This window comes from Psychrobacter vallis (assembly GCF_904846715.1).
GTDB lineage: Bacteria > Pseudomonadota > Gammaproteobacteria > Pseudomonadales > Moraxellaceae > Psychrobacter > Psychrobacter vallis.
The window spans coordinates 39,626-65,428 of record NZ_CAJHBU010000010.1; the positions used below are offsets into that span (position 1 = coordinate 39,626).

At 43.2% G+C, this 25,803-nt stretch carries 20 protein-coding genes and 1 tRNA gene; 8 read left to right on the plus strand and 13 right to left on the minus strand.

From position 1 onward, the window contains the following. Positions 1-146 precede the first annotated feature (146 nt). A complete protein-coding gene (gene purM / locus JMY02_RS07970) occupies positions 147-1,196 on the plus strand; it encodes a phosphoribosylformylglycinamidine cyclo-ligase (protein WP_201596985.1) in 1,050 nt (349 codons plus the stop codon). Then, positions 1,196-1,903: a phosphoribosylglycinamide formyltransferase gene (purN, locus tag JMY02_RS07975; protein ID WP_201596987.1), complete on the plus strand. Its 708-nt coding sequence runs from the start codon at positions 1,196-1,198 to the stop codon at positions 1,901-1,903. Before purM ends, purN begins: the two co-directional genes overlap by 1 nt. A 273-nt stretch (positions 1,904-2,176) precedes the next feature. On the opposite strand, the gene JMY02_RS07980 is transcribed toward purN, so the two are convergent. Both JMY02_RS07980 and JMY02_RS07985 read right to left on the minus strand, forming a co-directional pair. Then, positions 2,177-3,556: an NAD-dependent succinate-semialdehyde dehydrogenase gene (locus tag JMY02_RS07980; RefSeq protein WP_201596989.1), complete on the minus strand. Its 1,380-nt coding sequence runs from the start codon at positions 3,554-3,556 to the stop codon at positions 2,177-2,179. A gap of 419 nt (positions 3,557-3,975) precedes the next feature. Further along, on the minus strand, positions 3,976-4,965 hold the full coding sequence (locus JMY02_RS07985) for a LysR family transcriptional regulator (protein WP_201596991.1): 990 nt from the start codon (positions 4,963-4,965) through the stop codon (positions 3,976-3,978). Between the two features lie 685 nt (positions 4,966-5,650). Between JMY02_RS07985 and JMY02_RS07990 the strand changes: the two genes are divergently transcribed. Then, the gene (locus tag JMY02_RS07990; protein WP_201596993.1) at positions 5,651-7,237 is read left to right on the plus strand and encodes an isocitrate lyase; all 1,587 of its coding nucleotides are present in this window, start codon (positions 5,651-5,653) and stop codon (positions 7,235-7,237) included. Between the two features lie 160 nt (positions 7,238-7,397). After that, positions 7,398-8,984, plus strand: a complete 1,587-nt coding sequence (locus JMY02_RS07995; RefSeq protein WP_201596995.1) for a CYTH and CHAD domain-containing protein — start codon at positions 7,398-7,400, stop codon at positions 8,982-8,984. Positions 8,985-9,100: 116 nt separating this feature from the next. On the opposite strand, the gene JMY02_RS08000 is transcribed toward JMY02_RS07995, so the two are convergent. After that, the gene (locus JMY02_RS08000) at positions 9,101-9,616 is read right to left on the minus strand and encodes a L,D-transpeptidase (protein WP_201596997.1); all 516 of its coding nucleotides are present in this window, start codon (positions 9,614-9,616) and stop codon (positions 9,101-9,103) included. Between the two features lie 136 nt (positions 9,617-9,752). Between JMY02_RS08000 and JMY02_RS08005 the strand changes: the two genes are divergently transcribed. Continuing rightward, positions 9,753-10,955 carry a hypothetical protein gene (locus tag JMY02_RS08005; RefSeq protein WP_201596999.1) on the plus strand — a complete coding sequence of 401 codons (1,203 nt, stop codon included), beginning with the start codon at positions 9,753-9,755 and terminating at the stop codon, positions 10,953-10,955. 92 nt (positions 10,956-11,047) lie between these two features. Here JMY02_RS08005 and JMY02_RS08010 read toward each other — a convergent pair whose 3' ends face one another. After that, entirely contained in the window at positions 11,048-12,286 is a 1,239-nt protein-coding gene (locus JMY02_RS08010) for an argininosuccinate synthase (RefSeq protein WP_201597000.1), read from the minus strand. 329 nt (positions 12,287-12,615) lie between these two features. Here JMY02_RS08010 and pyrC point away from each other — a divergent pair, with 329 nt between their 5' ends. The 3 genes from pyrC (at position 12,616) to JMY02_RS08025 (ending at position 15,214) form a co-directional block, all read left to right on the plus strand. Then, on the plus strand, positions 12,616-13,686 hold the full coding sequence (gene pyrC, locus JMY02_RS08015) for a dihydroorotase (protein ID WP_201597002.1): 1,071 nt from the start codon (positions 12,616-12,618) through the stop codon (positions 13,684-13,686). 260 nt (positions 13,687-13,946) lie between these two features. After that, entirely contained in the window at positions 13,947-14,600 is a 654-nt protein-coding gene (gene rnt, locus JMY02_RS08020) for a ribonuclease T (RefSeq protein ID WP_201597109.1), read from the plus strand. A 538-nt stretch (positions 14,601-15,138) separates the two neighbouring features. Then, positions 15,139-15,214 (plus strand) — tRNA-Glu (locus tag JMY02_RS08025). A 258-nt stretch (positions 15,215-15,472) separates the two neighbouring features. Here the strand turns inward: JMY02_RS08025 and JMY02_RS08030 are convergent. From JMY02_RS08030 to JMY02_RS08070, 9 genes are all read right to left on the minus strand, one after another. Further along, entirely contained in the window at positions 15,473-16,081 is a 609-nt protein-coding gene (locus tag JMY02_RS08030; RefSeq protein ID WP_201597004.1) for a BLUF domain-containing protein, read from the minus strand. A gap of 515 nt (positions 16,082-16,596) precedes the next feature. Further along, on the minus strand, positions 16,597-17,346 hold the full coding sequence (gene ispD / locus JMY02_RS08035) for a 2-C-methyl-D-erythritol 4-phosphate cytidylyltransferase (RefSeq protein WP_227678448.1): 750 nt from the start codon (positions 17,344-17,346) through the stop codon (positions 16,597-16,599). A gap of 130 nt (positions 17,347-17,476) precedes the next feature. Further along, entirely contained in the window at positions 17,477-17,785 is a 309-nt protein-coding gene (locus JMY02_RS08040; protein WP_021812949.1) for an FtsB family cell division protein, read from the minus strand. Positions 17,786-17,928: 143 nt separating this feature from the next. Next, positions 17,929-19,245, minus strand: a complete 1,317-nt coding sequence (gene eno / locus JMY02_RS08045; RefSeq protein WP_201597008.1) for a phosphopyruvate hydratase — start codon at positions 19,243-19,245, stop codon at positions 17,929-17,931. A gap of 343 nt (positions 19,246-19,588) precedes the next feature. After that, entirely contained in the window at positions 19,589-21,955 is a 2,367-nt protein-coding gene (locus JMY02_RS08050; RefSeq protein WP_201597010.1) for a heavy metal translocating P-type ATPase, read from the minus strand. Positions 21,956-22,277: 322 nt separating this feature from the next. Next, positions 22,278-22,502 carry a heavy-metal-associated domain-containing protein gene (locus tag JMY02_RS08055; RefSeq protein WP_201597012.1) on the minus strand — a complete coding sequence of 75 codons (225 nt, stop codon included), beginning with the start codon at positions 22,500-22,502 and terminating at the stop codon, positions 22,278-22,280. A 101-nt stretch (positions 22,503-22,603) separates the two neighbouring features. Next, on the minus strand, positions 22,604-22,858 hold the full coding sequence (locus JMY02_RS08060) for a heavy-metal-associated domain-containing protein (protein ID WP_201597014.1): 255 nt from the start codon (positions 22,856-22,858) through the stop codon (positions 22,604-22,606). A 19-nt stretch (positions 22,859-22,877) separates the two neighbouring features. Continuing rightward, positions 22,878-23,753, minus strand: coding sequence for a 3-deoxy-8-phosphooctulonate synthase (gene kdsA, locus JMY02_RS08065; protein ID WP_201597016.1), 876 nt, complete (start codon positions 23,751-23,753; stop codon positions 22,878-22,880). Positions 23,754-24,116: 363 nt separating this feature from the next. Then, positions 24,117-25,751 (minus strand): CTP synthase, encoded by a 1,635-nt coding sequence (locus JMY02_RS08070; protein WP_201597018.1) that lies wholly within the window; start codon positions 25,749-25,751, stop codon positions 24,117-24,119. Between the last annotated feature and the right edge of the window lie 52 nt (positions 25,752-25,803).

Sequence of the window (25,803 nt, forward strand, 5' to 3'; positions counted from 1 at the left end):
CGTCAAATTCAGTCAAATATGGGCAAGTTGCTTTGCGAGTGTGGGTCATTTTTGGGTATAATGCGCGCACTATCTACAGAATTAACACGACCGACTCGCTTTTCTACTGACTGACCTTCATTCCCTATAAAATTTGTGAGATGACCATGAGCAACAAGCCTTCTTTAAGCTACAAAGATGCTGGCGTTGATATTGATGCTGGCGATGCGCTGGTTCAGCGTATTAAATCAGTGGCAAAAGCCACCTCTCGTCCTGAGGTTGTGGGCGGACTTGGCGGCTTTGGCGCGCTTTGTCGCATCCCGACTGGTTACACCTCCCCTTTATTGGTCTCAGGTACAGACGGCGTCGGTACCAAGCTAAAACTGGCTTTACAACTGAATCGTCATGACACTATCGGTATTGATTTGGTCGCTATGTGCGTCAATGACCTATTGGTTTGCGGTGCCGAGCCATTGTTCTTCTTAGATTATTATGCCACTGGTAAACTCGATATCGACACTGCGGCTACGGTCGTCACGGGTATTGGCGAAGGCTGTAAGCTTGCAAATTGCGCACTTATTGGTGGCGAAACCGCTGAGATGCCAGGTATGTACCAAGATGAAGATTACGACTTGGCTGGATTCTGTGTGGGTGTGGTTGAAGAAGCCGAAGTCATCACAGGCGAAAATGTCGCAGAAGGCGATGTGCTAATTGCCCTTGCCTCAAGTGGCGCTCATTCTAATGGTTATTCATTGGTTCGCAAGGTCATCGAAGTCAGCGGTGTTGATATCACTAGCAGCAATGAGCAACTAGATGGTCAACCGATTCAAGACGCACTGATGGCGCCTACTCGCATCTATGTAAAAGCCATTAAAGCCTTGCAAGATACGCTTGGCAGCTCGTCTCTACATGCGATGTCTCACATCACAGGTGGCGGCTTGACCGACAACCTACCTCGTGTGCTACCAGAGAGCTTGGCTGCTAGTATCGACACCAACAGCTGGCAGTTTTCAGAGCTGTTCACTTGGCTACAAACGCAAGGTAATATCGAGCAAAGTGAGATGTATCGCACCTTTAATTGTGGCGTCGGGTTTGTCATCGTTGTCCCTAAAGATAAAGCAGAAGCGGCCATCAAGACTTTAAACGATGCTGGTGAAACTGCATGGCAGTTAGGCGAAATGGTCACGCGCGACACAGATGCAGTGGTATACCGTTAATGTCGATTAATACTGCATCGGTTAATCCTACTGACCATATTACCAAACCCTTAAGAGTGGTTGTTTTGGTATCAGGTAGTGGCAGCAATCTGCAAGTGTTAATCGATGCGATGCACGCAGGCGAGCTGCCGATTGAGATAGTCGGTGTCATTAGCAACCGTGATGATGCTTATGCCATCACACGTGCCAATGACGCTGCTATCCCTGTAGCCATATTGTCACACGTGGCAAACGGCAAACGTATGGGCATTCAGACCTTTGAGAAGCATGCCAGTCATCAGCTGAAAGCATGGCAACCAGACCTCATTGTCTTGGCTGGTTTTATGCGGGTATTGAGCGCCGCATTTATCGATAACGCGCCAGCACCAATGATTAATTTGCATCCCTCTCTGCTACCGGCTTATAAAGGTCTTGATACTCATCAACGTGCTATACAAGCAGGTGAGCGGCATCATGGCTGTAGTACTCATGTGGTTACCGCTGAGCTTGATGCGGGAACTGTTCTGACCCAAGCCTTGCTGGAAGTCACTCAAAAAGATACAGCAGACGGTCTACAAGCACGCGTGCAAAAGCTTGAGCATCAGCTGCTGCCTTGGACCGTTGCATTATTAGCGAAAGGCGTGCTCTCGTTGAATCATGAGCAAACACACAATCCACAAAGTGCTTTTATGCCGACTTTGCCTTTGAAGTTGTACTTAGACAATTAAGGGCTGTATTTGACAGCAAAAATCGTTGTTAATCACAAAAAATCCTCGTTTCTGAAAAATCATTAACCATAAAAAAGCCCCATCACTCACTATTGAATGATGGGGCTTTTCGGCATTTATTATAAATAAACGCTTAAAATGTCTTAACAATAAAGCGTCTATAGTCGAGGCAGTTTACAGTGGGTACAAGGCAACCGAGTGCAGATAGTAACGTTGTACAGCAAGCAAGGTTAACACCGTACCCATTTATAAATGCTTTGACTATAAATACTATTAGCCATTGTGGACATGTAGACCTTTAATATTCACAAACTCTTTAATACCGAAACCACCATGCTCACGGCCATGACCTGAGTTTTTCACTCCACCGAATGGCAGTGCTGGATTTGCAAGACCATAACCATTGATATAGACCATACCGGTATCAAACTCTTCACGCGCTAAGCGAATGGCTTTTTCTTCGTCTTTAGAGAAGATAGCACCGCCTAGACCATAACGGCTGTCATTAGCAATACGCATCGCATCGTCTTGATCTTTAGCACGGATAAGTGAGGCTACTGGGCCAAATAATTCGTCGTCATAAGCAGGCTGACCTTTTTCGACATTTTCCAGAATAGTCGCTGGATAGAAGCTGCCTTTGCCTTCTGGTAACTTACCACCAACTGCGATGGTCGCACCCTTACTAACGCTTTCTTCTACTTGTTCATGCAACTTTTCTTGTAGATCTTTGCGCGCTAACGGGCCAAGATCAGAGCTTTCATCCATTGGATCGCCAGATTTTTGGCTTTCAAATTTTTCGACAATACGTTTGCGGAAGTCGTCATATAAGCTATCCACAACGATAAAACGCTTCGCTGCGACACAAGTTTCGCCATTATTGATGAGACGCGCTTGAGTGCAGGTTTCTACTGCTAATTCTAAATCAGCATCTTCTAAAACGATAAACGCATCGTTCGAGCCCAATTCTAGCACCACTTTCTTAATGGCTTTTGCTGCTTGCTGACCAACAATGCTACCCGCACCATCACTACCTGTAAGCGTGATACCACGTACTTTATCATGACCAATTAATTTTTCTGATTGATCGTGATCGATTAAAATCGTACGGAAAAGATTGTTTGGCAAATCAGATTCATGGAATATTTTTTCAATCAATAAGCCGGAACCAGTCACGTTTGCGGCGTGCTTAAGTAAAACGCTGTTACCCGCCATCAAGTTGGCAATGGTATAACGAAACACTTGATACGCTGGAAAATTCCAAGGCTGCATACCATAAATAACGCCGATAGGCTGATAGGTAACGATACCTTTCTTCATACCTTCAATGTCACGCTCATCATCTGCTAACGCGGCGATACCTTTCTCTGCCGTGTAATCACAAATGGATTTGCACAAGTCTATTTCTTGTAGACTTTGGCTATAGAGCTTGCCGCGCTCTTCCGTCATTAGCTTAGACAGCTCTTCTTTATACTTCATCAACGTCTCACCAATAGAGGTGATGACTTTTGCACGTTCTTCGTGGCTGGTCTTGCGCCATTCTAAAAATGCTTCATGTGAGGCATCAACGATACTGTTGACCTCATCAGTACTCATATAGTTATATTCTTGGATGTCTTCGCCCGTAGCTGGGTTTACAGTAGTAATATCTGACATAATTATTGTCCTTACTTATTGGAATATTTTATTGGTTTGACACTTTTATGATTTAGAAAATACATATCATTGGGTCTTGGATTGTCATACTTTATTGGCGTTTTCTTGGACTCCAATATTAGCTTGTAGCTTAACAATAGACCTTCTAATTGTCTTTTTTCTTAATGTCCATTGATAATAACAAAATATCCGATGAGTAGTTTTACAAGTTATGAAGAAGTGTGCATAAGATGTTAAGAATGTGACTGCCTTATTGAATAAACCTAAATTTTGGGTGAGAAGTGTCAACAGAGTAAAGTCTATATAGCATTCACAAATAAAAAACCAGCCATAGGGCTGGTTTAATAAATAGTTGGTCTCGTATTGAGAGATAGGTCACTCAAAAGCTGTCGTTAAACCATTCAAAAAATAGTTAATCATTAAAATAAATGGTTCGTCACCGGAATGTCTTGCGGTGGGTTCTCTTCTTCATCGACGATTTGACGAGCCACGTGCATAATAAGCTGGCGTAACCATCGATGTGCTGGATGGTGCTGTAGTAAAGGTGACCACGCCATGGTTAGCTCAAACTCAGGGATAAAAAATGGTGGTTCTTCCATCTTGATGCTGTCATTGTTGGCCTGCATTTTTGCCACACGAGTGGGCAAGGTTGCAATCAAATCTTTGTTAGCCGCTAGCATGGCTGGCATTTGATAGTGGCGGGTAAAGACACTGATTTGGCGCTTTTGCCCCAAACGCTGTAGCGCCTGATCGATAGAACCCAAGCCACCAGATTTTTCTGGGTTTACCCCAAATCCCACGCCCATACCCGTTTTAGAAACCCAAACGTGCTGAGCTTTTAGATAGTTTTTTAAATTAAAACGGTTGGCATACGGGCTTTCTGAAGACAACAAACAACTAAAGGTATCACGCCATACCAGTACTTGGTGGAAACTCTGGGGTATCTCATTAAAGCGGTTAATCGCCAAATCAACACGCCCCTGCTCCATGTCGCGATAGGAGACGTCGGATGGTGTCAAGAAATCCAAAATGACATTGGGCGCTTCAGAACGTAATGCCTTAACCAGTTTAGGCACTAAAGTCGCTTCTGCATAGTCTGACGTCATAATACGAAAAACACGCGAGGTACTATAAGGACGAAACTCTGTGCGCGGCTCTAATACTTGCGTCAAGTCAGCCAATATCTCACGGATACGAGGCTGTAGTTCCAAAGCGCGCTCAGTTGGTGTCATACCTTCAGAAGAACGTACCAGCAATGGATCATTAAAGAGTTTACGTAGACGACGCAAAATATTACTCATCGCAGGTTGGGTAATGCCAAGCTGCTCGGCTGCACGAGTGACGTTTTTTTCTCGTAGCAGCACATCTAAATGTACCAATAAGTTTAAATCTACCCGCTGCAAATTCATATATATAGTTCTCTTGGCTTTTAAATAAGTACCACTGCAAGCTTGGTATTTTTAGTGCTGCGATGGTGGTTTTCGATCTATAACAGGACAATCTTGCGAGATTTTATGGATTGCACTATAGAATACACTGATTATAACTCAATTCACCCATCGTAAGACATTGTTATACATGCATTATAATCTATGAAAATACTAAAGATAACTATCATAAATTAGATAAATCTTGGTAAGGCAGTTATAGTTAGTTTCACAAAGGATTTGCGATACAGACAATAAATCCGATTTTTATGAGGCAGTTACTGTCTAAAAAATACTAGAACTAAGTAGCAAGTTAGCCGTTTATATCGGCAGCAAAACACTGCTAAGTGAATGTATTATTGTAACATCTCTTGTTGCCAATTATGACATGACTGCTTATTAAATACGCAAACGCCTTAGAGATATATGGACAAGCTGAATAAGCGTTTAGAGATCAGCAACTATTTGTCAACTGATGAGTTCAGCAATCTCCTTGTATTAATGCACAGGTTTGTTTAGGGTAAAGAAGACCTTTAGTAATGACGTATGATTGCATCCAACCTCTGTCAGACGCCGATAGCATTAATACAAAACGTATTCGCATTACAAAATTATTATCTTAACGCTTAATTTTTTTATTTTTTACACCCCACCAAGGAGACTATAGATGTCAACTGCATATAAATCAGCGATCGATTTAGTACGTGAATTAAAGCAAAAACACGGTAACTGGCAAAATATCAGCGAAACCGATGCTGCACGTATGATGTCACAGAACCGTTTCAAAACTGGTCTAGATATCGCCAAATATACTGCAAAGATCATGCGTCAAGACATGGAAGACTATGACAATGATACGTCTCAATACACTCAGTCTTTAGGTGCATGGCATGGTTTTGTGGCACAACAAACCATGTACGCTAAGAAAAAATATTTCGGTACAACGGCTAAAACTTACATCTACCTATCTGGTTGGATGGTAGCAGCGCTACGTTCTGAGTTTGGTCCTCTACCTGACCAATCTATGCACGAAAAAACGTCAGTACCTAAACTAATCGAAGAGATCTACACGTTCTTGCGTCAAGCCGATGCTAAAGTGTTGAACGATTACTTCCGTGAGCTAAATGCTGCTGAAGAAGCGGGTCAAGATACCTCAGCTATCGTAGAAAAAATCGAAAACTTTGATTCGCATGTGGTGCCAATCATTGCTGATATCGATGCAGGTTTCGGTAACGAAGAAGCTACTTACCTATTAACTAAGCAAATGATCGAAGCGGGTGCTTGTGCCATTCAGGTTGAAAACCAAGTATCTGATGCTAAGCAATGTGGTCACCAAGCTGGTAAAGTAACCGTACCACACGAAGACTTCATCTCTAAGCTAAACGCTATCCGTTATGCCTTCTTAGAGCTTGGTGTTGAAGATGGTATTATCGTTGCACGTACTGACTCTGAAGGTGCATCACTCACGCAGAAGATCCCAGTATCAAATGAGCCAGGCGATCTTGCTTCTAAATACATCGATTTTATCGAGATGGAAGAAGTCACGTTAGAGAACGCCAAAGAAAACGACAGCCTGCTTAAGCACAACGGCAAACTAGTACGTCCAGTACGTCTACCTAACGGCTTATATCAGTTCCGTGAAGATACTAATATCGACCGCGTTGTACTTGACTGCGTGACTGCGCTAGAAAATGGCGCTGATCTACTATGGATCGAAACCCCTACTCCAGACGTAGAACACATCAAAATGATGGTTGACCGTATCAAAGAGCAGCAGCCTAAAGCGAAGCTGGTATACAACAACAGCCCATCATTCAACTGGACGCTTAACTTCCGTAAGCAAGTGATCGCTCAGTGGGAAGAAGAAGGCAAAGACCTCTCTGCCTACAATAAAGATGACTTGATGAGTGTTGATTACGACGGTACTGAACTTGATGCAGCAGCTGACATTGCCGCCAAAAACTTCCAACGTGATGCGTCACGCGAAGCGGGTGTATTCCATCACTTAATCACGTTACCGACTTACCACACGACTGCTCTTAGCGTTCATGAACTTGCTAAAGGTTATTTCGGTGAAGAAGGTATGCTTGCTTATGCTGCGGGTGTACAACGTAAAGAAATCCGTGAAGGCATCGCTTGTGTGAAGCACCAAGCAATGGCGGGTTCTGACCTTGGCGACGATCACAAAGAAATCTTCTCTGGTGACAACGCTCTGAAAGCGGGTGGCGGCAAAAACACCATGAACCAGTTCTAATAACTGACCTTTTATCATTATAAATTACAAAAAAACAAGTTACAAAAAAAGCCGCTCTACATAACGTAGGGCGGTTTTTTTATTGCGGTTTAAACAATCATAGAATGGTAGACTAATAATTGTTAATCAAAGCCATCATTGATCATTATTAGGAGCTGTCATGCAAGAGATAGAGCTGAAGTTTTTGGTACCAGAATCGCGCCTAAAAGGCTTAATGCGTCAAGCAAAAGTCAAATCCTCGCAAGTCACGCCACTGGCTGCCCACTATTATGATACGCCAGATCAACAGCTTGCACAGGCAGGTATTGGTTTGCGTATTCGTCAAGAAGGCGATACTTGGGTGCAGACTCTCAAAGCTGGCGGCGATGGTATTGCTGCACGCTTAGAGCACAATGCCATACTGGACAATGAGCAAGTACAAGCGATGCTAGATGATAATGCACTCATGCCTGACCTAACCATTTACAAAGACACTAGTGTTGACTCTGCCTTAGAGGATTTTAAGCTCAAAAAATTGGCTAAAAACCTTACTCGCCTGTATGTCACAGACGTACAGCGCACCACACGACTGTTAGTAGAGCGCGATGACGAAACGGACAACAGTATCGAGATGGCATACGATCATGGAGAAATCATTCACGGCAATGATGATACTCAGCGTGATGCTATTCAAGAGGTTGAATTTGAATTGATATCAGGCGATTTAGACTTTTTATTTATGACTGCCAAAACATGGTGTAAGCGCTATAAACTCTGCTTATCTACCGTGACCAAAGCAGAACGTGGGGGCTTACTCATCAAAAACCAAAGCCACGGCACAGCCGTTAGCGCTGACCTTAGCCAGCTAAAAATCAATAAAAAAATCAATATGCCCGCCTTTGTACGCGCAGCAGTACATAACTGTCTGTTGCAGATATTACCGAACAGCAGCGCGCTCGTAGCAGGTAGCACTGACGATAAACACGTCTTGCAATTACAAGCTGGCATTGATCGCTTGCGCGCGGCAATAAAGGCATTTGCAGATTTTTCTGATGAAATCAATCCGGATTGGGAGCTTATCCTAAAGCAAACTGCCACTTTGCTCAGTAATTATAATGAACTGACTTATCTGGTAAACCATATCGAGCCCAAACTACAGAAGCAAGGCGCGCCTGCAACTGACTGGACGAAAGATATCGAGGCGCTCAAAATTAAACCCATAGATGCGGTAAGCGCCAATGACTTTCAGCTGACCCTGCTAGAGCTGATTGCTTTTACCATGAGTGACCCAAATCTCGAACCGCAAGCCGATAAGCTTGCCATCGATCAGCTTACAAAACCCCTATCCCAGCAGCGTAAAAACATTATCAAATTCAATGAAAAACTCGATGATACAGACAATGCTAAACTTGATGGTACTGATACACAGGATACAGATTCAAAAGACAATGACGCAGATCAAACACAGCAAGATTTGCTCCAACAGCTAAAAGAGTTACGCTATATCAGTGAGTTTTCTGCGCCATTATTTGATAAAAAAGACGCCAAAAAGGAAGCAAAACACTGGCTAAAACGTTTGATAAAAGCGCAAAAATCATTGGGACAATATCTTGATCACATTCAATACCAGCAGCATTATCAATTAAAATCAGCATCAGATGCTAAGGCGCTTTATGGGGCGGGTTGGTTTGCCGCTACGCTAAAAAAAGATCATAAGCACGCCGAAAAACGCTTGGCCAACGCTAAAGACAGTTCAATATTTTGGTAACTCTCTTTATAAGAGAATAAAAAGTCCGTATAAAAAAGACAGCTTACTTCATCGAGGCTGTCTTTTTCTTGTACTTATTTAACTCACAACAACCACAATCATTTAATCCGCAACATTTAATCTGCACTAATAGTCACAAGCGTCCCTTCTTTCACCTGTTCGAACAATTCCAAAATGTCTTTATTACGCATACGCACACAGCCGTGCGAGAGCGGCACACCCATAGGCTCTGTGTCTGGCGTACCATGGATATAGATATAACGCTGATACGTATCGCAGCTACCTTGGCGATTACTGCCTTTGTTCATTCCATTTTCAAGACCACTTAGCCATAAAATACGGCTCAATATCCAGTCGCGCTCAGGATTTAGTGCGCCAAACTCAGCGCTGTATCTCTCACCAGTCGGCACACGCCCAACGAACACGGTATTCATGGGCATACTATCCCCTATTTTTTCTGCAATGACATGCTGACCAAGCGGCGTACAACCACTATCTTGCAGGCAACCTATGCCATTTTTCGCGGTAGATACTGAATATGTATAAATTTCACTTTGCTGCTGATATACGGTTAATGTTTGTTTAGCAATATTAATCACTAGCTGCGTATTAGGATTCTCGTTATTTTTCATAAATACTTCCAACGGTTATTCATGGTATGACTCATAGCGCTATCAATAAAATGATTGAAAATTTCTATTATCAAGGGATTGTATCAAGGCATTGGGCACCGTAAGATAGGGACATACTTTTTAATGCTAGCAAATTATGACGACTATTTCACCGACACGTGTGTCGATGTATGATTTTCTATATCAAGATACCATTCCTATGCTGTCATTGTTGGCAGATGCCGCCCAGCTGTCATTACCACAGGCACGTTTGGCCATGGATGCCAGTTTACAGGCCATCATTAGTGGCTTGCTTGCCTATCAGCAGCAGCAAGGGCCAGTCGTCAGCAAAAAACTGTTTGGACGTGCAGCGGTCAAAGAGTTACGGCAATATAATTCTATGAACTTTATGACCATCAATGCGACACTATATCATCGTCATGATGCCGCTGACGCAATATTTTATGATAACGCTCGCGTGATCAAAGCCAGCGATCACATTGCCGCACAGATTGGTGCGACGACGCAACAAGTCCAAATTTTACTAACCTCTTTGTGTGTGATCGTCCTACGTGAATTGGCGATATTGGCTGAATATAGCCAACTTGATAATAATGAATTGAATAAATGGTTTGCATTGCAGCCACAGTTTTTGTCAGCAGCACGCTTTATAGCGAGTGAGCCCCATTTAGCCTCTATCGATGGCGACTTAAAACAGACAAATCATAATCAAGAGTCCGCATCACCAGCAGAAAATACGCCACCACCTTTCGACCCTTACTGGTATGAGTTGACCTCATTTAAACCTGAAAATCATCAGCCAGTACAAGACATGCAGTTGGCAACTGGCAACTACTTAAAAGCGATCGGTCGCTCACCCGACAATTTACAACAAGGACGTCACAATGACATGCTGGTATTTGCAGAAATGCATGCGATTGCCTTGCCGCATCAGCGCTGGTTATTGCAGCTGGCAAAAATATCTGACATTTATCTGAGCCGACATCGACTACGCATTAACTCTGAACCTGCCAGCCCCCCAAAACCGCCTTTGGTAAGTTTGGGATTGCTCGGTGGTAACAGCGAAAACACGCCGTCAACCATTAGTGAAAAACCGATTGAATATGACGCAGCGACACCTCTCTGGAAAAATCCAGTGATTCTCATTATTATTTTGGTCATCGGTATACTTGGGGCGCTGGCGACCCTCAAATATCAAATACAAAAATCTAATGGCGCCACGTTTGCAACAGCCGAGGTGTTAGAGCAAGATATTATCAAAGAACATCAGCAGCAAGATGTCGCTATTGTGATGATAGATGATGATGAACCTAGCACTGAAAGCGCACAAGATAAGTAAAATGTATAACAAAAAAAACAGAGGCGCTATTTATATAGGCCTCTGTTTTTTTATTGATTAACGTCTACTCAACCATAAGGTCGTTTAAAAGTTTACTTTGATAAGTCGCGACCACGGCTGGCTTCAATGGCCAAACGTAAACCATTTAGACGGATAAAGCCTTCTGCATCTTTTTGATCATAAGCGCCCGCATCATCTTCGAAAGTGGCGATTTTTTCGTCAAATAACGAATCATCTGACTTACGACCAACAACGCTCACAGCACCTTTGTATAATTTTACGCGTACCGTACCGTTGACATATTCTTGTGATTTGTCAATCAATGCCTGCAACATCATACGCTCAGGGCTGAACCAATAGCCATTATAGATGATTTTTGCATAGCGTGGCATCAGCTCATCTTTTAAATGCGCCGCTTCACGGTCAAGCGTTAGTGACTCAATACCGCGATGCGCTTTTAGCATAATGTTACCAGCTGGCGTCTCGTAGCAGCCACGTGATTTCATACCGACGTAACGGTTTTCGACGATATCTAAACGACCAATACCATGCTTTCCACCAATTTCGTTCAGCTTAATCATAACTTCATAAGGTTTAAGCGTCTCACCGTCGATGGCAACGATATCACCTTTTTCGTATTCTAATTCTAGATACTGTGCTTCGTCAGGCGCTTCTTCTGGGCTAACTGACCACCGCCACATATCATCTTCAGCTTCAGCATACGGATCTTCTAGAACACCGCCTTCATAAGAGATATGGAGTAAGTTGGCATCCATTGAATAAGGAGATTTTTTCTTATTGCCAGCATAATCAATGGCAATATCATGCTCTTTGGCATATTCCATCAAGCTTTCGCGGCTCGATAAATCCCACTCACGCCAAGGTGCAATCGTTACAACATCTGGCGATAAGGCCACAGCGCCCAGCTCAAAACGCACTTGATCATTTCCTTTACCAGTCGCACCATGACTGATGGCATCGGCGTTGTGCTCTTTAGCAATCTCGACCAAACGCTTAGCGATGAGCGGACGAGCGATAGAAGTACCGAGTAAATACTCACCTTCATAGATGGCATTGGCACGGAACATAGGGAATACGTAATCACGGGCAAACTCTTCACGCAAATCTTCGATATGGATATGCTTGATACCCATCGCCTGAGCTTTGGCTCGTGCTGGCTCAACTTCTTCGCCTTGGCCGATATCAGCGGTAAAAGTAATCACTTCCGCGTCATAGGTTTCTTGCAGCCATTTAGCGATGATTGAGGTATCAAGACCACCTGAATATGCCAATACGATTTTATTAATATTTTTTGGATCAAGTTGAGCCATGAATAACTCCTGTTATGAGAATGTAGTGTTGATAAAAGCACTAAATGTAAATAAAAAGATAAATTGCTTAGTCAGTGTACATCATATTTACTATAGGCAAAAGTCTAACTGCCATAAGGCGTGTGCTTTTGGCTTAAATTTCAAACGAGGTTATTTTATACTATCAGTATTTAGGCGTTGTCTAATGACAAAGGGTTAGATAGTGCTCCCTGAATTATGTACAGATATTTCGCCTTATATTTAGTCAAGTGGGCAAATCTGTTATGATAGTCGCACAGTATCACTCCCTTTTGTTTCCTTTATTTGACGATATAGAGCGCTTTGACACTATGACTGATTCGATTAGAGAATTGACCATCCTTCAGCCAGACGATTGGCATATTCACTTGCGCGACGATCAAGCTTTGAGCACGACCGTACCCCATGCAGCAAGTAGCTTTAACCGTGTGATCTGTATGCCAAACCTTGTACCGCCCGTCAAGAATGCTCATGATGCACGTGCTTACCGCGCACGTATCATGGATCATTTGGCAGCGAGTGATTTGAGCCTTGAGCGACAATCAGCCTTTGATCCGCGTATGACCTTATATTTGACAGACAATACCACTGCCCAAGATATCGAGTTGGCCGCACAATCAGGGATCGTACAAGCGGTCAAGCTTTATCCTGCTGGGGCGACTACCAATTCAGCAGATGGTGTCACCAACATCAACGCCTGTGTCGACGTGTTTGAAGCACTAGAAAAACACAATCTGCCATTATTAATCCATGGCGAAGTGACACAAGATCATGTCGATATTTTTGATCGTGAAAAGCGTTTTTTAGATGAAGTATTGGCGCAAATTATCCTAAAATTCCCCACATTAAAAATCGTGGTAGAGCATATAACCACTAGTGATGCCGCAGACTTTGTATTGGCTCAAGGTAACCATGTTGCTGCTACTATTACCCCGCAACATTTGATGTTCAACCGCAACCACCTATTGGTTGGTGGTATCAAGCCGCATTTTTATTGCTTACCTATCTTAAAGCGCGAAAGCCATCAAAGAGTGTTATTGGATGTTGCGACCAGTGGTAATCCAAAGTTCTTTTTGGGTACTGACTCCGCTCCCCATGCGACGGATAAAAAAGAAGCAGCTTGCGGCTGTGCGGGCTGTTATAGCGCTGCAACTGCCTTACCACTATACGCCACCGCTTTTGATAGTGTCGGCAAAATAGACAAGTTAGAAGGCTTTGCCAGTCGTTTCGGCGCTCAGTTTTATGGTCTACCATTAAATGAAAGTACCGTTACCCTTGTCAACACGCCTATGCAAGTACCAGCAGACTATCCTTATTTTGACGGTGGTTCACTGACCCCGCTGATGGCTGGCGAGATGCTGCCTTGGTCTATTAAGGCATAAGCCTGACTAAGTAATATCTCCTTTATTTTATCCTATGATAGAAACAACACCTTTATAGTAAGCGGTGTGGCTTTTATCATAGGATGCTTATTTTTTAATTCAATATAACGTTACGACTGATAAAAGCGACTTAACCTGATATGACCACTCAAAACGATGCCGCCTTACCTGACGACAACTCATCAAAGAACGTAGAGGAGAGTCTTAATAGTGCTTCAAGCGTGCATACTGAAGATACCGCAGCGGACGAACAAGCGCCGATGGGCTTAAAAGACCGTTTCCGTAAGTTTCTACCTGTCGTCGTCGACGTTGAGACAGCCGGTTTTAATGCTCAAACCGATGCTTTATTAGAAATTGCCTGTATTCCCATATTACTTGATGAACAGGGCGTATTTTATCCGGGCGAGGCACTTAATGCCCATATAGAACCCTTTGAAGGCGCAAATTTAGAACCAAGTGCGCTAGCCTTTACTGGTATCGATCCTAAAAACCCACTGCGTAAAGCGATTGCTGAAGATGAAAAAACAGCATTGCGCCGCATTTTTAAGGGCTTAAAAGAAGTACGCCGTGAGGAAGACTGCCGTCAATGCGTCTTGATCGGCCACAATGCCCATTTTGACTTAGCGTTTTTAAACGCGGCCGTGCTACGTACCAATAGCAAAAACCACAACCCTTTTCATAATTTTTCAGTGTTTGATACCGTGACCCTATCGGCACTAGCGTTTGGTCAAACAGTGCTAGCACGTGCCTGTAAGGCAGCGGGGCTGGATTTTGATGGTAAAGATGCACACTCCGCTTTATATGATACGCAAAAAACTGCTGAGCTATTTTGTTATATTCTCAATCACTACCCTATGCTGTCTAATGCGATGCATGCTGAGCAAACCAGTGAAGAACTGACTGATAATAAATAAGTCACATATCATAGGTTGCTAACCATACATAATAGTGCTATTTGTAATACTTGATGACTTTGACATCTTGCTTTGACAATCAATAGGGATATGATTGATATCAAGATACATAGATGGCAGTATTTCATATTTTTTAGGTGTCATACTTTTAGACAATCCGTATGAGTTACCTGATAATACGGTATCGCGCTCAAGCGCTGCATTAGTTATATCCCATAGATGGTTTAAGTTGCTCGCGATGTCTTATTAGCAAATGCTATCGAGGCTTAATAGGAGGGACTTTATCATGGATCCACAGCTAAAATTATGGGGCACAATCATTGGTTATATGTTGCTAGCATTGACTATCAGCGCGTGTACTTCTTTATGGATTCGGTATCATTTAAAGCGCAACGATTTGCATCCTCGCCGCGCCATCAAAAAAAGATATTTAATTTTAAAAAGACGTAGAAAAAGGCTTGACAGAAAACGCAGACACCATTAGAATACGCACCACTTCAGCATAAACGGTGAAAGCAGTTGAAGTGTTGTTATACTAGTCCCCATCGTCTAGAGGCCTAGGACACTGCCCTTTCACGGCGGTAACGGGGGTTCGAATCCCCCTGGGGACGCCACTATTTGGCGTCACTTATTAGCAATATTGCCGTAAAGCATTATATAAGACTGTTAAGCGTACCAACGAAAAAGCCCAATCACAACATATCGTGATTGGGCTTTTTTTATGCCTGCTCATTTCTTATACTCAGCAAAGGTTTTAGGCTTCAACGCTTTCATTTCAACACTTTCACTTTGAATATACCAAAACAGTCAGCATAGAATGCTGACTGTTTTATTTAAATATTACCCGCTTATCACTGCTCTCAAATCTTGCGTTACAGTATCAACCAAAGCAACGCCAATACGATCAATCCACCCAATATAGCCTGAATCAAGAAAAAAGCTTGATGCTGCCCTACCACTTTACCCAACGTTATACCCAGCGTACTATATTTTATAGGCTGAGAATCCGTATCACCACTTCTGACTTCTTCATCATAATAGCTTTGCAAAATATCTAGGAACTGCTGACACTCATCAGCTTCCCAAAGATCAGGCTTAAAGGGCATAAATGACTTGAGCTTAGGCTCGTTAACCATCCAACGCTCAAGTGTGATAGAGCGTAGTGACCAACCAGAAAAACGGCGCTCAGCGATAACTGAAAAATCTAATATCGTTAAATCTTTATGTCGCTCATCTACCAATAAACGATTCTTGAGATTGGTCAATACTTGCTCAGTACCTTCTACACATTGCAAAAAGTAGCCATTGCCGTAGCAAAGAATACCAGTAATATTATCGATATTGTTATTCTTAATTGAGATTTCTGCGATGTCATTAAGTGTGCTGGCATTTGAAAGACCAGTCGAAGTAATGTGGCTCAGATATACAAGCTGGCAGAGATCCGTTATTACTGGGTTTTTAGCATCATTAGCTGTTGACAATCAGTTTCTCCCTATTATTAGGTATGTGTAGCTAGAACAACCATATTAACTTTAGAAAAAAACATAAAGATAGAACCTTTGAAAGTATCAAATCGGCTTGCTATAGTATTGATTTTATAATGTTTATATTAATTGTATTAAGTTGGTTACATCATAAGCCAGTTCGGTCACCAAAGCAACATATGTTTATATGAATAGATTGATTATTATTACTTAAGGATAACTAACGTTCCTATGCATATGCTTTTGGCATATGTTTTGGTCAGTAGTAGCAGAATAACTGGAAACATTTTACGGAACTGAAAAAGAAAATGTATAGTCGAGGCAGTTTAAAGTGAGTACAAGGCAGCCAAGTGCAGATAGTACCGTTATACAGCAAGCAAGGTTAACACCGTACTCATTTATAAATGCTTTGACTATAATTTGAATAAACGAGACAATTTTATGGAATGGCAAAATCGAAGACAATAGAGAATAGTAGAGATGTAAGAGTTATACAAAATACTGTAGAGCAATTATGATTGGGCAGCCAGAATCGCTGCTAGCAAGACAGCATCATCAGGATAAGTGAGCTTGATGTTTTGGCGACTGCCAGTCACTAGCCGAATCGGTAAATCTAAGTATTCAAAAGCGCTGGCTTCATCGGTAATATCAAGTTGATACTCAGAAACATAATGTAATACGGCTTTTAGCTGACCTAATCGAAATACTTGCGGGGTTTGGGCTTGCCACGTATTAATGCGGTCGATTGTGTGTTTGATATAAGAGTATGAAGTCTGCCTTATATCGTCATTGGCAACCTCAGATTGAGCATTAGACTGTGTGTAAGACTGTTTTAGAGTATCGGCAACTGGTGTCGCCAAAATCGCCCCATAAGGCTCTACCATAGCGGCTCTAATGACTTGGTCAATGTCTTGAATGGGTACAGCAGGGCGTGCAGCATCATGGATCAGTACCAAATCTGAATCGTCGGCTCCTGTGTTAGCAATCGACTCTACCCCTGCCTGTACAGACTGCCAACGCTCAGCACCCCCAATCGCATACTGTATAGGAAGTGCAAAATCTAATGTTTGCACAGTGCTATCATCTGCTGCAACCACTAATAGGCATTGATCAATATAAGCGCTACAAGCAAGCCGTGCCACGCTATGCTGTAGCAATGTCTGCCCTTGCAGCATGGTATATTGCTTAGCGATAGACGAACCAAAACGACTGCCGCGACCAGCAGCGACAATCATGGCATGTATATTAAGTTTGCTATTCATAAGGCAGTACTCATGGCTGAAACCCATGACGGTGTGGTTGAGAACAAGGACAAGCTAAAATAGAAAACGCATTAAAGATGAATCATCTCTCTATCATAGACAACAGAGAGCAACATAACGTCATAAAAAACTAATAACGACTGTGTGTGATGGGTGCGGTTGATACTTGTACAAACGTTTCATTCGGCTTAATCAAGCCCAAATCCAGACGGGCGTGTTCTTCTACTGCCTCAAGACCGTTTTTTAAATCATACACATCGGTACGTAATAAGTTGTTTGCGGTGACTTGGTTTTCGTTTAGGCCTTGTTGCTCTTCAATCTGAGTCATCAGTTTATTATGTTCAAATCGACCGTTTTCGCCCAGCCAGTACTGATATTGCAATCCTAATAAGACGGCAACAGCTAAAGCAAGCAGCATAAATTGACTAAAGTATTTCATAAGAAGATAACGCCAAACGATAAAGAGATAATAAAATAGAGCCCACTAAGCTTACTAGGCAGTACATAATCACATTAGTTACCTATCAATGGTTACCTAATGCCTAGCGTTAGCGGTAATTTTTGCTTCTGAACCAAGGCTTCTTAACCACGCAAACCAATAAATTCTTCACGGCCACGATAGCTTGCACGTACTTGCTGCTCGATACGTAATAGCTGATTATATTTTGCAACGCGGTCTGAACGGCACAGTGAGCCTGTCTTGATCTGACCCGCCGCAGTACCAACTGCCAAATCTGCAATAGTGCTGTCTTCAGTTTCACCTGAACGATGCGAGATAATGGTCGCGTAGCCGTTTTTCTTCGCCAGATAAATCGCGTCTAGCGTTTCTGACAATGTGCCGATTTGGTTAAACTTAATCAAAATCGCATTGGCAATATGCTTATCAATCCCTTCTTGCAAGATAGCAGGATTGGTCACAAACAGATCATCACCGACCAATTGGACTTTATCACCAATTTGCTCAGTCAGATACTTCCAACCATCCCAATCGGACTCGTCAAGACCATCTTCGATAGAGATAATAGGATACTGACGTGCCAGCCCAACCAAATAGTCCGAGAACCCTTGGCTGTCAAAGGATTTATTACCTTCGCCTGCCAAAATATATTGACCGTCTTTATAAAATTCACTAGCTGCACAATCTAAAGCAAGATGAATATCTTCACCAGCCTTATAGCCGACTTGTTCAATCGCTTGCATAATGACGGTAATGGCTTCTTCATTGCTACGTAAGTTTGGTGCAAAACCACCTTCATCACCAACAGCTGTATTTAGACCTTGTGATTTTAAAACCGACTTCAAGCTATGGAAAATCTCTGTACCAGCACGCAGCGCTTCTGAAAAACTCGAAAACCCAACTGGCTCAATCATAAATTCTTGAATATCAACGGTGTTATCCGCGTGCTCGCCGCCGTTTAGGATATTCATCATTGGCACAGGCATCGTTAAAGACGTTTGATTACGCAAGTTAGCAATGTACTGGTGCAACGGCAAATTCTGTGATTTAGCAGCTGCTTTGGCGGTCGCTAGTGACACGGCTAGCATGGCATTAGCGCCCAAGCTTCCTTTATTTTCTGTCCCATCTAATGCAATCATCGCATTATCGATGCCTTGCTGCTCAGTCACGTCTTTGTCAATCAAAGCGCTGCGTATTTGGCTGTTGACGTTAGCCACTGCTTTTTTCACGCCTTTGCCCATGTAGCGATCTTCATCGCCATCACGCAGTTCAAGCGCTTCACGTGATCCAGTGGATGCGCCGCTTGGAGCAGCAGCACGTCCGACAGTACCATCAGCTAAGATAACATCGGCTTCAATGGTTGGGTTGCCGCGCGAGTCTAAAATCTCACGAGCACGAATGTCTTTAATTGCGGTGACGTTGTTGGTTTCTTCAGCGTACATAATGTCTGTTAATTCCTTTGGTCATGCCAAGTTTGTGGGATAAATAACGGCAACTAGAATACAAAAAGGATAAAGCAAAATATCATATAGCACAGACGCCTAAACCCCATCAAAACTCTCTATCATATGACTATTTTTAAATAGGTTTAAGCAGAGTTTAAATAGGAGTCAAAGAGTTATTAAGCATATTAATGGTCGGCTATAGTGCTTGGCATCATAGCATATATTTTATCAAACTTCCCTTATCTTACACCGACTTGCGCTGATAAAAACTATTGGAGACACGAATATTAGTTGTGGTGGTCTCGTTTAAGTATCATAAGATACAAAGTTAATACAGCGCTTATACTTTAGCCAAATGATCTCTATTAGCATGAGAGGCAGAGACCGTATTCTCCAGCTCAACCTCTGTCTTAAAACGTGTCAATCGTAGCGCATTCATCAAAACCGAGATGGAACTAAGCGCCATAGCAGCCGCCGCAATCATCGGATTTAAAAAGCCAAAAGCGGCAAGCGGAATACCGAGACAGTTATAAATAAAGGCAAAAAACAGATTTTGTTTGATATTACGTAACGTTGCTTGCGCAATCTTCTGCGCGGCATCGATATGCATCAGTGACTCACCCATTAAGCGCGCAGAAGCACTATGCTGTGCCACATCAGTGCCTTCAAACATAGCAAAACTGGCATCAGCGGTGGCCATCGCTGGCGCATCATTGACACCATCTCCCGCCATCGCAACCTTGTGACCAGCCGTTTGTAGCAGTGCGATTTGACTGGCCTTGTCGCGTGGACTCATTTTGCCATAAGCTTTGTCAATACCTAACTGCCCTGCTACATGATCGACGACAGACTGCTTATCACCGCTCATCAAAATAACATTAATACCAGCATCTTGTAACGCCGTAATCGCCCGCGGCGTATCAACTTTTAGGTCATCCGCTAAGGCAAAAGCACCTAGAGGTTCATCATTAATACTAATCGCAACAGTACTAGCGATGTTCCATACTTTTGGCATCAGCTTCGGTAAGATCAAATTAGCAAACTCTGCTGTACCAACTTTTACCAGTCCAAGTCCTTCGATATTTGCTTGAATACCTGCACCCTTGACCACACTGATATCATTTACAGTTAACAATGGCAATTGACGCGCAGTGGCCGCATTGACGAGCGCCGTTGCTAGTGGATGGCTGGCATGTGCCTCGACACTGGCAGCAATTTGCAATACATCATCGACTGCCAATGACTTATCTACCATTAATTCATTGACGATTGTAGGTTTGCCAATGGTCAAAGTGCCTGTTTTATCGAGCACCACTGTATCAATACTACCCGCAGCCTCAAGGCTTTGTGCGTCTTTAAACCAAACACCATGACGCGCTGCCACACCCATGCCAGCCATAATAGCGGCTGGGGTTGCCAAACCAAGGGCACAAGGACATGCAATAACCAATACGGATACCGCGTGCATTAAAGCCGTATCAATCATGCCCGTGAGCCACCACGTCAGACCAAAAGTAACCAAGGCAATCGCAACCACAACGGGCACAAAGATAGCCGTCACTCTATCGGCAAGACGTGCCAAATTGGCTTTTGACCCTTGCGCGTCACTCAGGGCTTGTACCATATCACCCAGCTTAGTATCGCTGCCTTTAGCACTGACGCGGTATAATAAACTACCATTTTCTACCAAGGCACCTGCCAGCAGCCCATCGCCCACGTCTTTTTTGAGTGGTACCGACTCACCTGTTAAATGACTCTCCACACACCAGCCACTACCGTCAATGACCGACCCATCAGTGGCGACGCGGCTGCCTTGCTTGGCGCGCAAGATATCACCTATTTGTACCTCTTTCAGAGCAACGTTATGAAAGTCACCATTTGCTTGCTGCTGCTCGACTTCATCAGGCGTCAATGACAATAATAAATCAATACTGTTTAGGCTGTGTTTTTTGGTTCGTTCCTCTAAATATTTGCCTGTACGCACAAAAGCAATAACCATAACGCCAGCTTCAAAATATACAGCTGGACCATCACTAGCACTGTGACCAGCATGACCGCTTTGTAACAAACTGTTTAAGCTACCATCGCCATGAGTGAGCCACAAATATGTCGAATATGCCCAAATAGTCACCGTACCAATAACAACCAACACATCCATATTGGCAAGACCACCTTTGATGGATGCCCAAGCACTCTTATAAAATGGTAAAGCAAAGCCAAATTGTACAACTGTCGCTAAAATAAACTGCAGCCAAATGGGCGGCATCCACGCCATACCCTGACCTGTCAGCATGCCTGCCATACCGATTAAGAATGGCACCAAACAAATCCACAGTCCAATCAATCGCCATGGATACTGGGTGGCTGTGTCTTCATCCGTCTGTGAAAACAAGCTATCGGCTGCCTGCAAATTGGCGACAAAACCCGTTTTGTTCACCCATTCTGTGATTTCATCTGGCGTCGTCTGCGTTGGATTATAATCCACATTGGCTGTCTCGCCTGCGAAGTTCACATTCACTTCATAGACCGAAGGCTTTTTGTTCAGTACCTTCTCGATACGCGAGGCACAAGCCTGACACGTCATTCCATCAATCGCCAGTTGCAGATGCGCACGCTGCGGCGATTGCCGCGTACTGGATTGAATATCGGTATCGACATCATAGGTGTTTTGGTTATTGGTAGGGTTATCAGTATGGGAATCATTCATAAATAGGACTCGTTATGGCGTTTATACAATGGTATAAGCCATAAAAACAACAATGGGTGGAGAGATTTAAATCAAACAACAATTACGTTCTAAAACTATCGGTTTTATTTGAACCACTTATATAATCGAGGCATTTTCAAGTGGGTGCAAGGCAACCGAGTGCAAATAGTACTGTTGTACAGCAAGCAAGGTTAAAACTGTACTCATTTATAAATGCTTTAATTATAGTTCATTCATTTTAAGAAAGGTCAGAGTGCAGAGCCAATTTTTAATCACTAAAAAACCAGCCCTGATAGCTGGTTTTTTAAATAAAGAACAAAACCTATGCGTTAGCGACTGTGGCATCAAAGCCAGCGTCATCAATAGCCGCCGCAATGATTTCCGCACTGGTCTTACTGTCATCAAAAGTGACTGTGGCTTGATTATCCGCAAGCTCAATGCTCATAGCACTTAAACCATCAATATCTGCGGTGGCATTGTAAACGCTGGCTACGCAACCACCACAAGTCATACCGTCGATTTTAATAATACGGGTTTGGTCTGCCATGGTAGGCTCCTTATGTTTATTGATAAATAACGTTATCTTTTAAGTATTTGTAAATACAATTACTAAACTAGCATAAGTCGTATTGCTATGAACCACAAGGCTCAATCATCATAGCGTGGGTTTTGCGGTGCATCGATAGGGAATGGCTGAGTCACATAATCCACCATACTAATTGCCGCCGTTAACGCATGAATACTAGTATCTGTATCCTCATAACGTACAGTCGCAATATGACTGGCAGCATCCAGCTCAATAGCTGTCACACCTGAAATGTTTTGCAGCGCCGTCATTACGCTATCTAACCCTTCCGCATCATTAATATTTTCAATACTTACCTGTGCAATTTTTATCGCCATGGTGTTATCTCCTACTTTACTAATGCGTATCGAGTACGTCAAAACCTTTAACCAAATCATCAATCTGCTTGAGCTGCCGCAAAAATGGCTCTAGTTGACTCATTCTCAAGGCACAAGGCCCATCGCATTTTGCAGTCTCAGGACTGGGGTGCGCCTCTAAAAATAGCCCTGCCAACCCTGTTGCCATACCTGCGCGTGCCAGCGTGGTGATTTGCTCTCGGCGTCCGCCCGCACTATCACTACGCGCGCCTGGCTGCTGCAAACTATGCGTAACATCAAAAAAGACAGGTATGTCCATCTGCTTCATGGTATCAAAACCAAGCATATCAACGACCAGATTATTATAACCAAAAGCACTACCGCGCTCGCAAAGTATTAGCTTGTCGTTGCCACCCTCAAGGCATTTATTGACGATATGGCGCATCTCATGTGGCGCTAAAAACTGGGCTTTCTTAATATTAATAATCGCATCCGTTTTGGCCATCGCATGCACCAAATCCGTCTGCCGTGACAAAAACGCAGGCAGCTGAATAATATCAGCAACTTCAGCCACTGGGGCTGCTTGATGTGGCTCGTGCACATCTGTGATGATCGGTACTTGGAACTTTTCTTTAATTTGACCCAACCAATCGATACCCTGAGCGAGTCCAGGACCTCGATAAGAGTGCAAGCTTGATCTATTGGCTTTGTCAAAGCTGGCTTTGAACACATAGCCGATACCCAAACGTTGGCATATCTCGATGTATTGCTCCGCAATCTCAAAAGCCAGTTCTTTAGACTCTAAAACATTCATTCCACCAAATAATACAAAAGGCTGATCGTTACCAATGTTGATTGTCTTATTGTCAGGGGTGTTAAGCGCGATGTGTGATTGTGCCGTCAATAAATTTTCCATTAAGCCGTTGTCCTTTTTATTGTTATCAATATTTCTATGCCCTATTGTAACCGATAGCTTGGTTAAAAAAAGTATGCAAGCGTAATTAGATATAATTGAGAGGAATCATTATATAGCCAATTTAGTTTCAAAAGAATATAGCACTGCTGGAGTGAATTTTTCGCAGCCTCTGTCGGCGAAAACACAGCAAGCGAGGAAAATTATCTCAGCAAGGTGCCATTCAAGCTGAATTGGTTTTATTTTGAACTGAGTATAACGAACAATGCTCTTTACTGAAAAACAAGCAAAAAAAGACCGATCCAAAGATCAGTCTTTTTTAGGATAGATAGAGTGGTACTACTTTAACAATGATTTATTTAAATACTACTTAGCTTCACTAAAGTTTTTTGCGGCTTTTACAAAGCTGTTAAACAGTGGATGACCGCCACGTGGCGAGCTGGTAAATTCTGGATGGAACTGCACTGCGATAAACCATGGATGATCCGCCACTTCAACCGACTCCACCAAATGCTGCTTGGCAGAATAACCTGAGATGGTCATACCTGCTTGCTCTAATGGCTCGATGTAACGATTGTTCATCTCGTAACGATGACGATGACGCTCAGTGATATTGCTTGCGCCATAGATTTGGCTTAGTTTGCTACCAGCAACCAGCTCAGCTTGCTGTGCGCCTAGACGCATCGTACCACCAAGGTCTGAGTCATCACTGCGAATCTGTAATTCACCGCGCTCATCTAACCATTCAGTGATAAGACCAATAATAGGCTCAGCTGTCTTACGATCAAACTCAGACGAGTTGGCATCGATCTTCAGTACATTGCGCGCATACTCAATCACAGCCAGCTGCATACCGAGACAAATACCCAAGTACGGGACATTGTTTTCACGCGCATAAGTGATGGCTTTTATCTTACCATTGGTACCGCGCTCACCAAAACCGCCCGGTACTAAAATAGCATCGGCGTCATGAAGACGGGCAAACAACTGCGCATCACTTTCTAAAAGCTCGGCATCGATATAGTCGATTTTTACATCGGCTTTATGAGTGATACCTGCATGTAATAAGGCTTCATTAATAGACTTATAGGCATCAGGTAGTTCGACGTATTTGCCAACCATCGCTACCGTGACCGTTGATTCAGGATTGAGCTGAGCTTCAACCACTTTGTCCCAATCGCTCAAGTCTGCTTCTGGCACATCAAGACCGAAACGCTCACAGACCAAGTCATCAAGGTCTTGCTCATGCAGCGTCCGCGGAATTTGATAAATACTTTGTGCATCTTCACACATAATAACCGCACGCTCTTCGACGTTAGTGAACAGCGCAATCTTACGACGGTTGTCTTGTGAGATATGATGATCAGAGCGGCAGATCAAGATATCAGGTTGCAGACCGATAGAGCGCAACTCTTTCACTGAATGCTGGGTAGGCTTGGTTTTGGTTTCACCTGCACTCGCAATATAAGGCACTAGTGTCAGATGCATCAGCATGGCTCTATTACGACCAAGCTCTACTTGCATTTGGCGCACCGCTTCCATAAAAGGCAACGATTCGATGTCACCGACAGTACCGCCAATCTCGATAATAGCAATATCGTAGCCCACGCCACTGGCCAAGATTTTGCTTTTAATCTCATCAGTAATATGTGGAATAACCTGTACCGTACCACCAAGGTACTCACCGCGGCGCTCTTTGTTTAGCACGTTTTGATAGATGCGACCACTGGTGAAGTTATTGCTTTTGCTCATTTTTGAATGACGTAAAAAGCGCTCATAGTAGCCCAAATCTAAATCTGTCTCCGCGCCATCCTCAGTCACGAACACTTCACCATGCTGAAACGGACTCATCGTACCGGGATCGACGTTGATGTACGGATCCATTTTGGTCATCGTAACGGTCACGCCACGGGCTTCTAAGACCGCTGCAAGAGAGGCTGCGGTGATACCTTTTCCTAGTGAGGACACTACCCCACCGGTCACAAATATAAACTTGGTCATAGTATTCTGTCGGTAATTGGTAAAGAAGGATTTTACTAAAAATATGCCATAA

Excerpts from the sequence above, each read along its gene's own strand:
- rnt (WP_201597109.1), top strand. The coding sequence starts at position 13,947 with ATGGGCTTAAAAGACCGTTTCCGTAAGTTTCTACCTGTCGTCGTCGAC.
- JMY02_RS08050 (WP_201597010.1), bottom strand. The coding sequence starts at position 21,955 with ATGAATGATTCCCATACTGATAACCCTACCAATAACCAAAACACCTAT.
- JMY02_RS08040 (WP_021812949.1), bottom strand. The coding sequence starts at position 17,785 with ATGAAATACTTTAGTCAATTTATGCTGCTTGCTTTAGCTGTTGCCGTC.
- JMY02_RS07995 (WP_201596995.1), top strand. The coding sequence starts at position 7,398 with ATGCAAGAGATAGAGCTGAAGTTTTTGGTACCAGAATCGCGCCTAAAA.
- eno (WP_201597008.1), bottom strand. The coding sequence starts at position 19,245 with ATGTACGCTGAAGAAACCAACAACGTCACCGCAATTAAAGACATTCGT.
- JMY02_RS08010 (WP_201597000.1), bottom strand. The coding sequence starts at position 12,286 with ATGGCTCAACTTGATCCAAAAAATATTAATAAAATCGTATTGGCATAT.
- purN (WP_201596987.1), top strand. The coding sequence starts at position 1,196 with ATGTCGATTAATACTGCATCGGTTAATCCTACTGACCATATTACCAAA.
- JMY02_RS07985 (WP_201596991.1), bottom strand. The coding sequence starts at position 4,965 with ATGAATTTGCAGCGGGTAGATTTAAACTTATTGGTACATTTAGATGTG.
- JMY02_RS08000 (WP_201596997.1), bottom strand. The coding sequence starts at position 9,616 with ATGAAAAATAACGAGAATCCTAATACGCAGCTAGTGATTAATATTGCT.
- purM (WP_201596985.1), top strand. The coding sequence starts at position 147 with ATGAGCAACAAGCCTTCTTTAAGCTACAAAGATGCTGGCGTTGATATT.
- ispD (WP_227678448.1), bottom strand. The coding sequence starts at position 17,346 with ATGAATAGCAAACTTAATATACATGCCATGATTGTCGCTGCTGGTCGC.
- JMY02_RS07980 (WP_201596989.1), bottom strand. The coding sequence starts at position 3,556 with ATGTCAGATATTACTACTGTAAACCCAGCTACGGGCGAAGACATCCAA.
- JMY02_RS07990 (WP_201596993.1), top strand. The coding sequence starts at position 5,651 with ATGTCAACTGCATATAAATCAGCGATCGATTTAGTACGTGAATTAAAG.
- JMY02_RS08055 (WP_201597012.1), bottom strand. The coding sequence starts at position 22,502 with ATGGCAGACCAAACCCGTATTATTAAAATCGACGGTATGACTTGTGGT.
- JMY02_RS08070 (WP_201597018.1), bottom strand. The coding sequence starts at position 25,751 with ATGACCAAGTTTATATTTGTGACCGGTGGGGTAGTGTCCTCACTAGGA.
- kdsA (WP_201597016.1), bottom strand. The coding sequence starts at position 23,753 with ATGGAAAATTTATTGACGGCACAATCACACATCGCGCTTAACACCCCT.
- JMY02_RS08005 (WP_201596999.1), top strand. The coding sequence starts at position 9,753 with ATGACGACTATTTCACCGACACGTGTGTCGATGTATGATTTTCTATAT.
- pyrC (WP_201597002.1), top strand. The coding sequence starts at position 12,616 with ATGACTGATTCGATTAGAGAATTGACCATCCTTCAGCCAGACGATTGG.
- JMY02_RS08060 (WP_201597014.1), bottom strand. The coding sequence starts at position 22,858 with ATGGCGATAAAAATTGCACAGGTAAGTATTGAAAATATTAATGATGCG.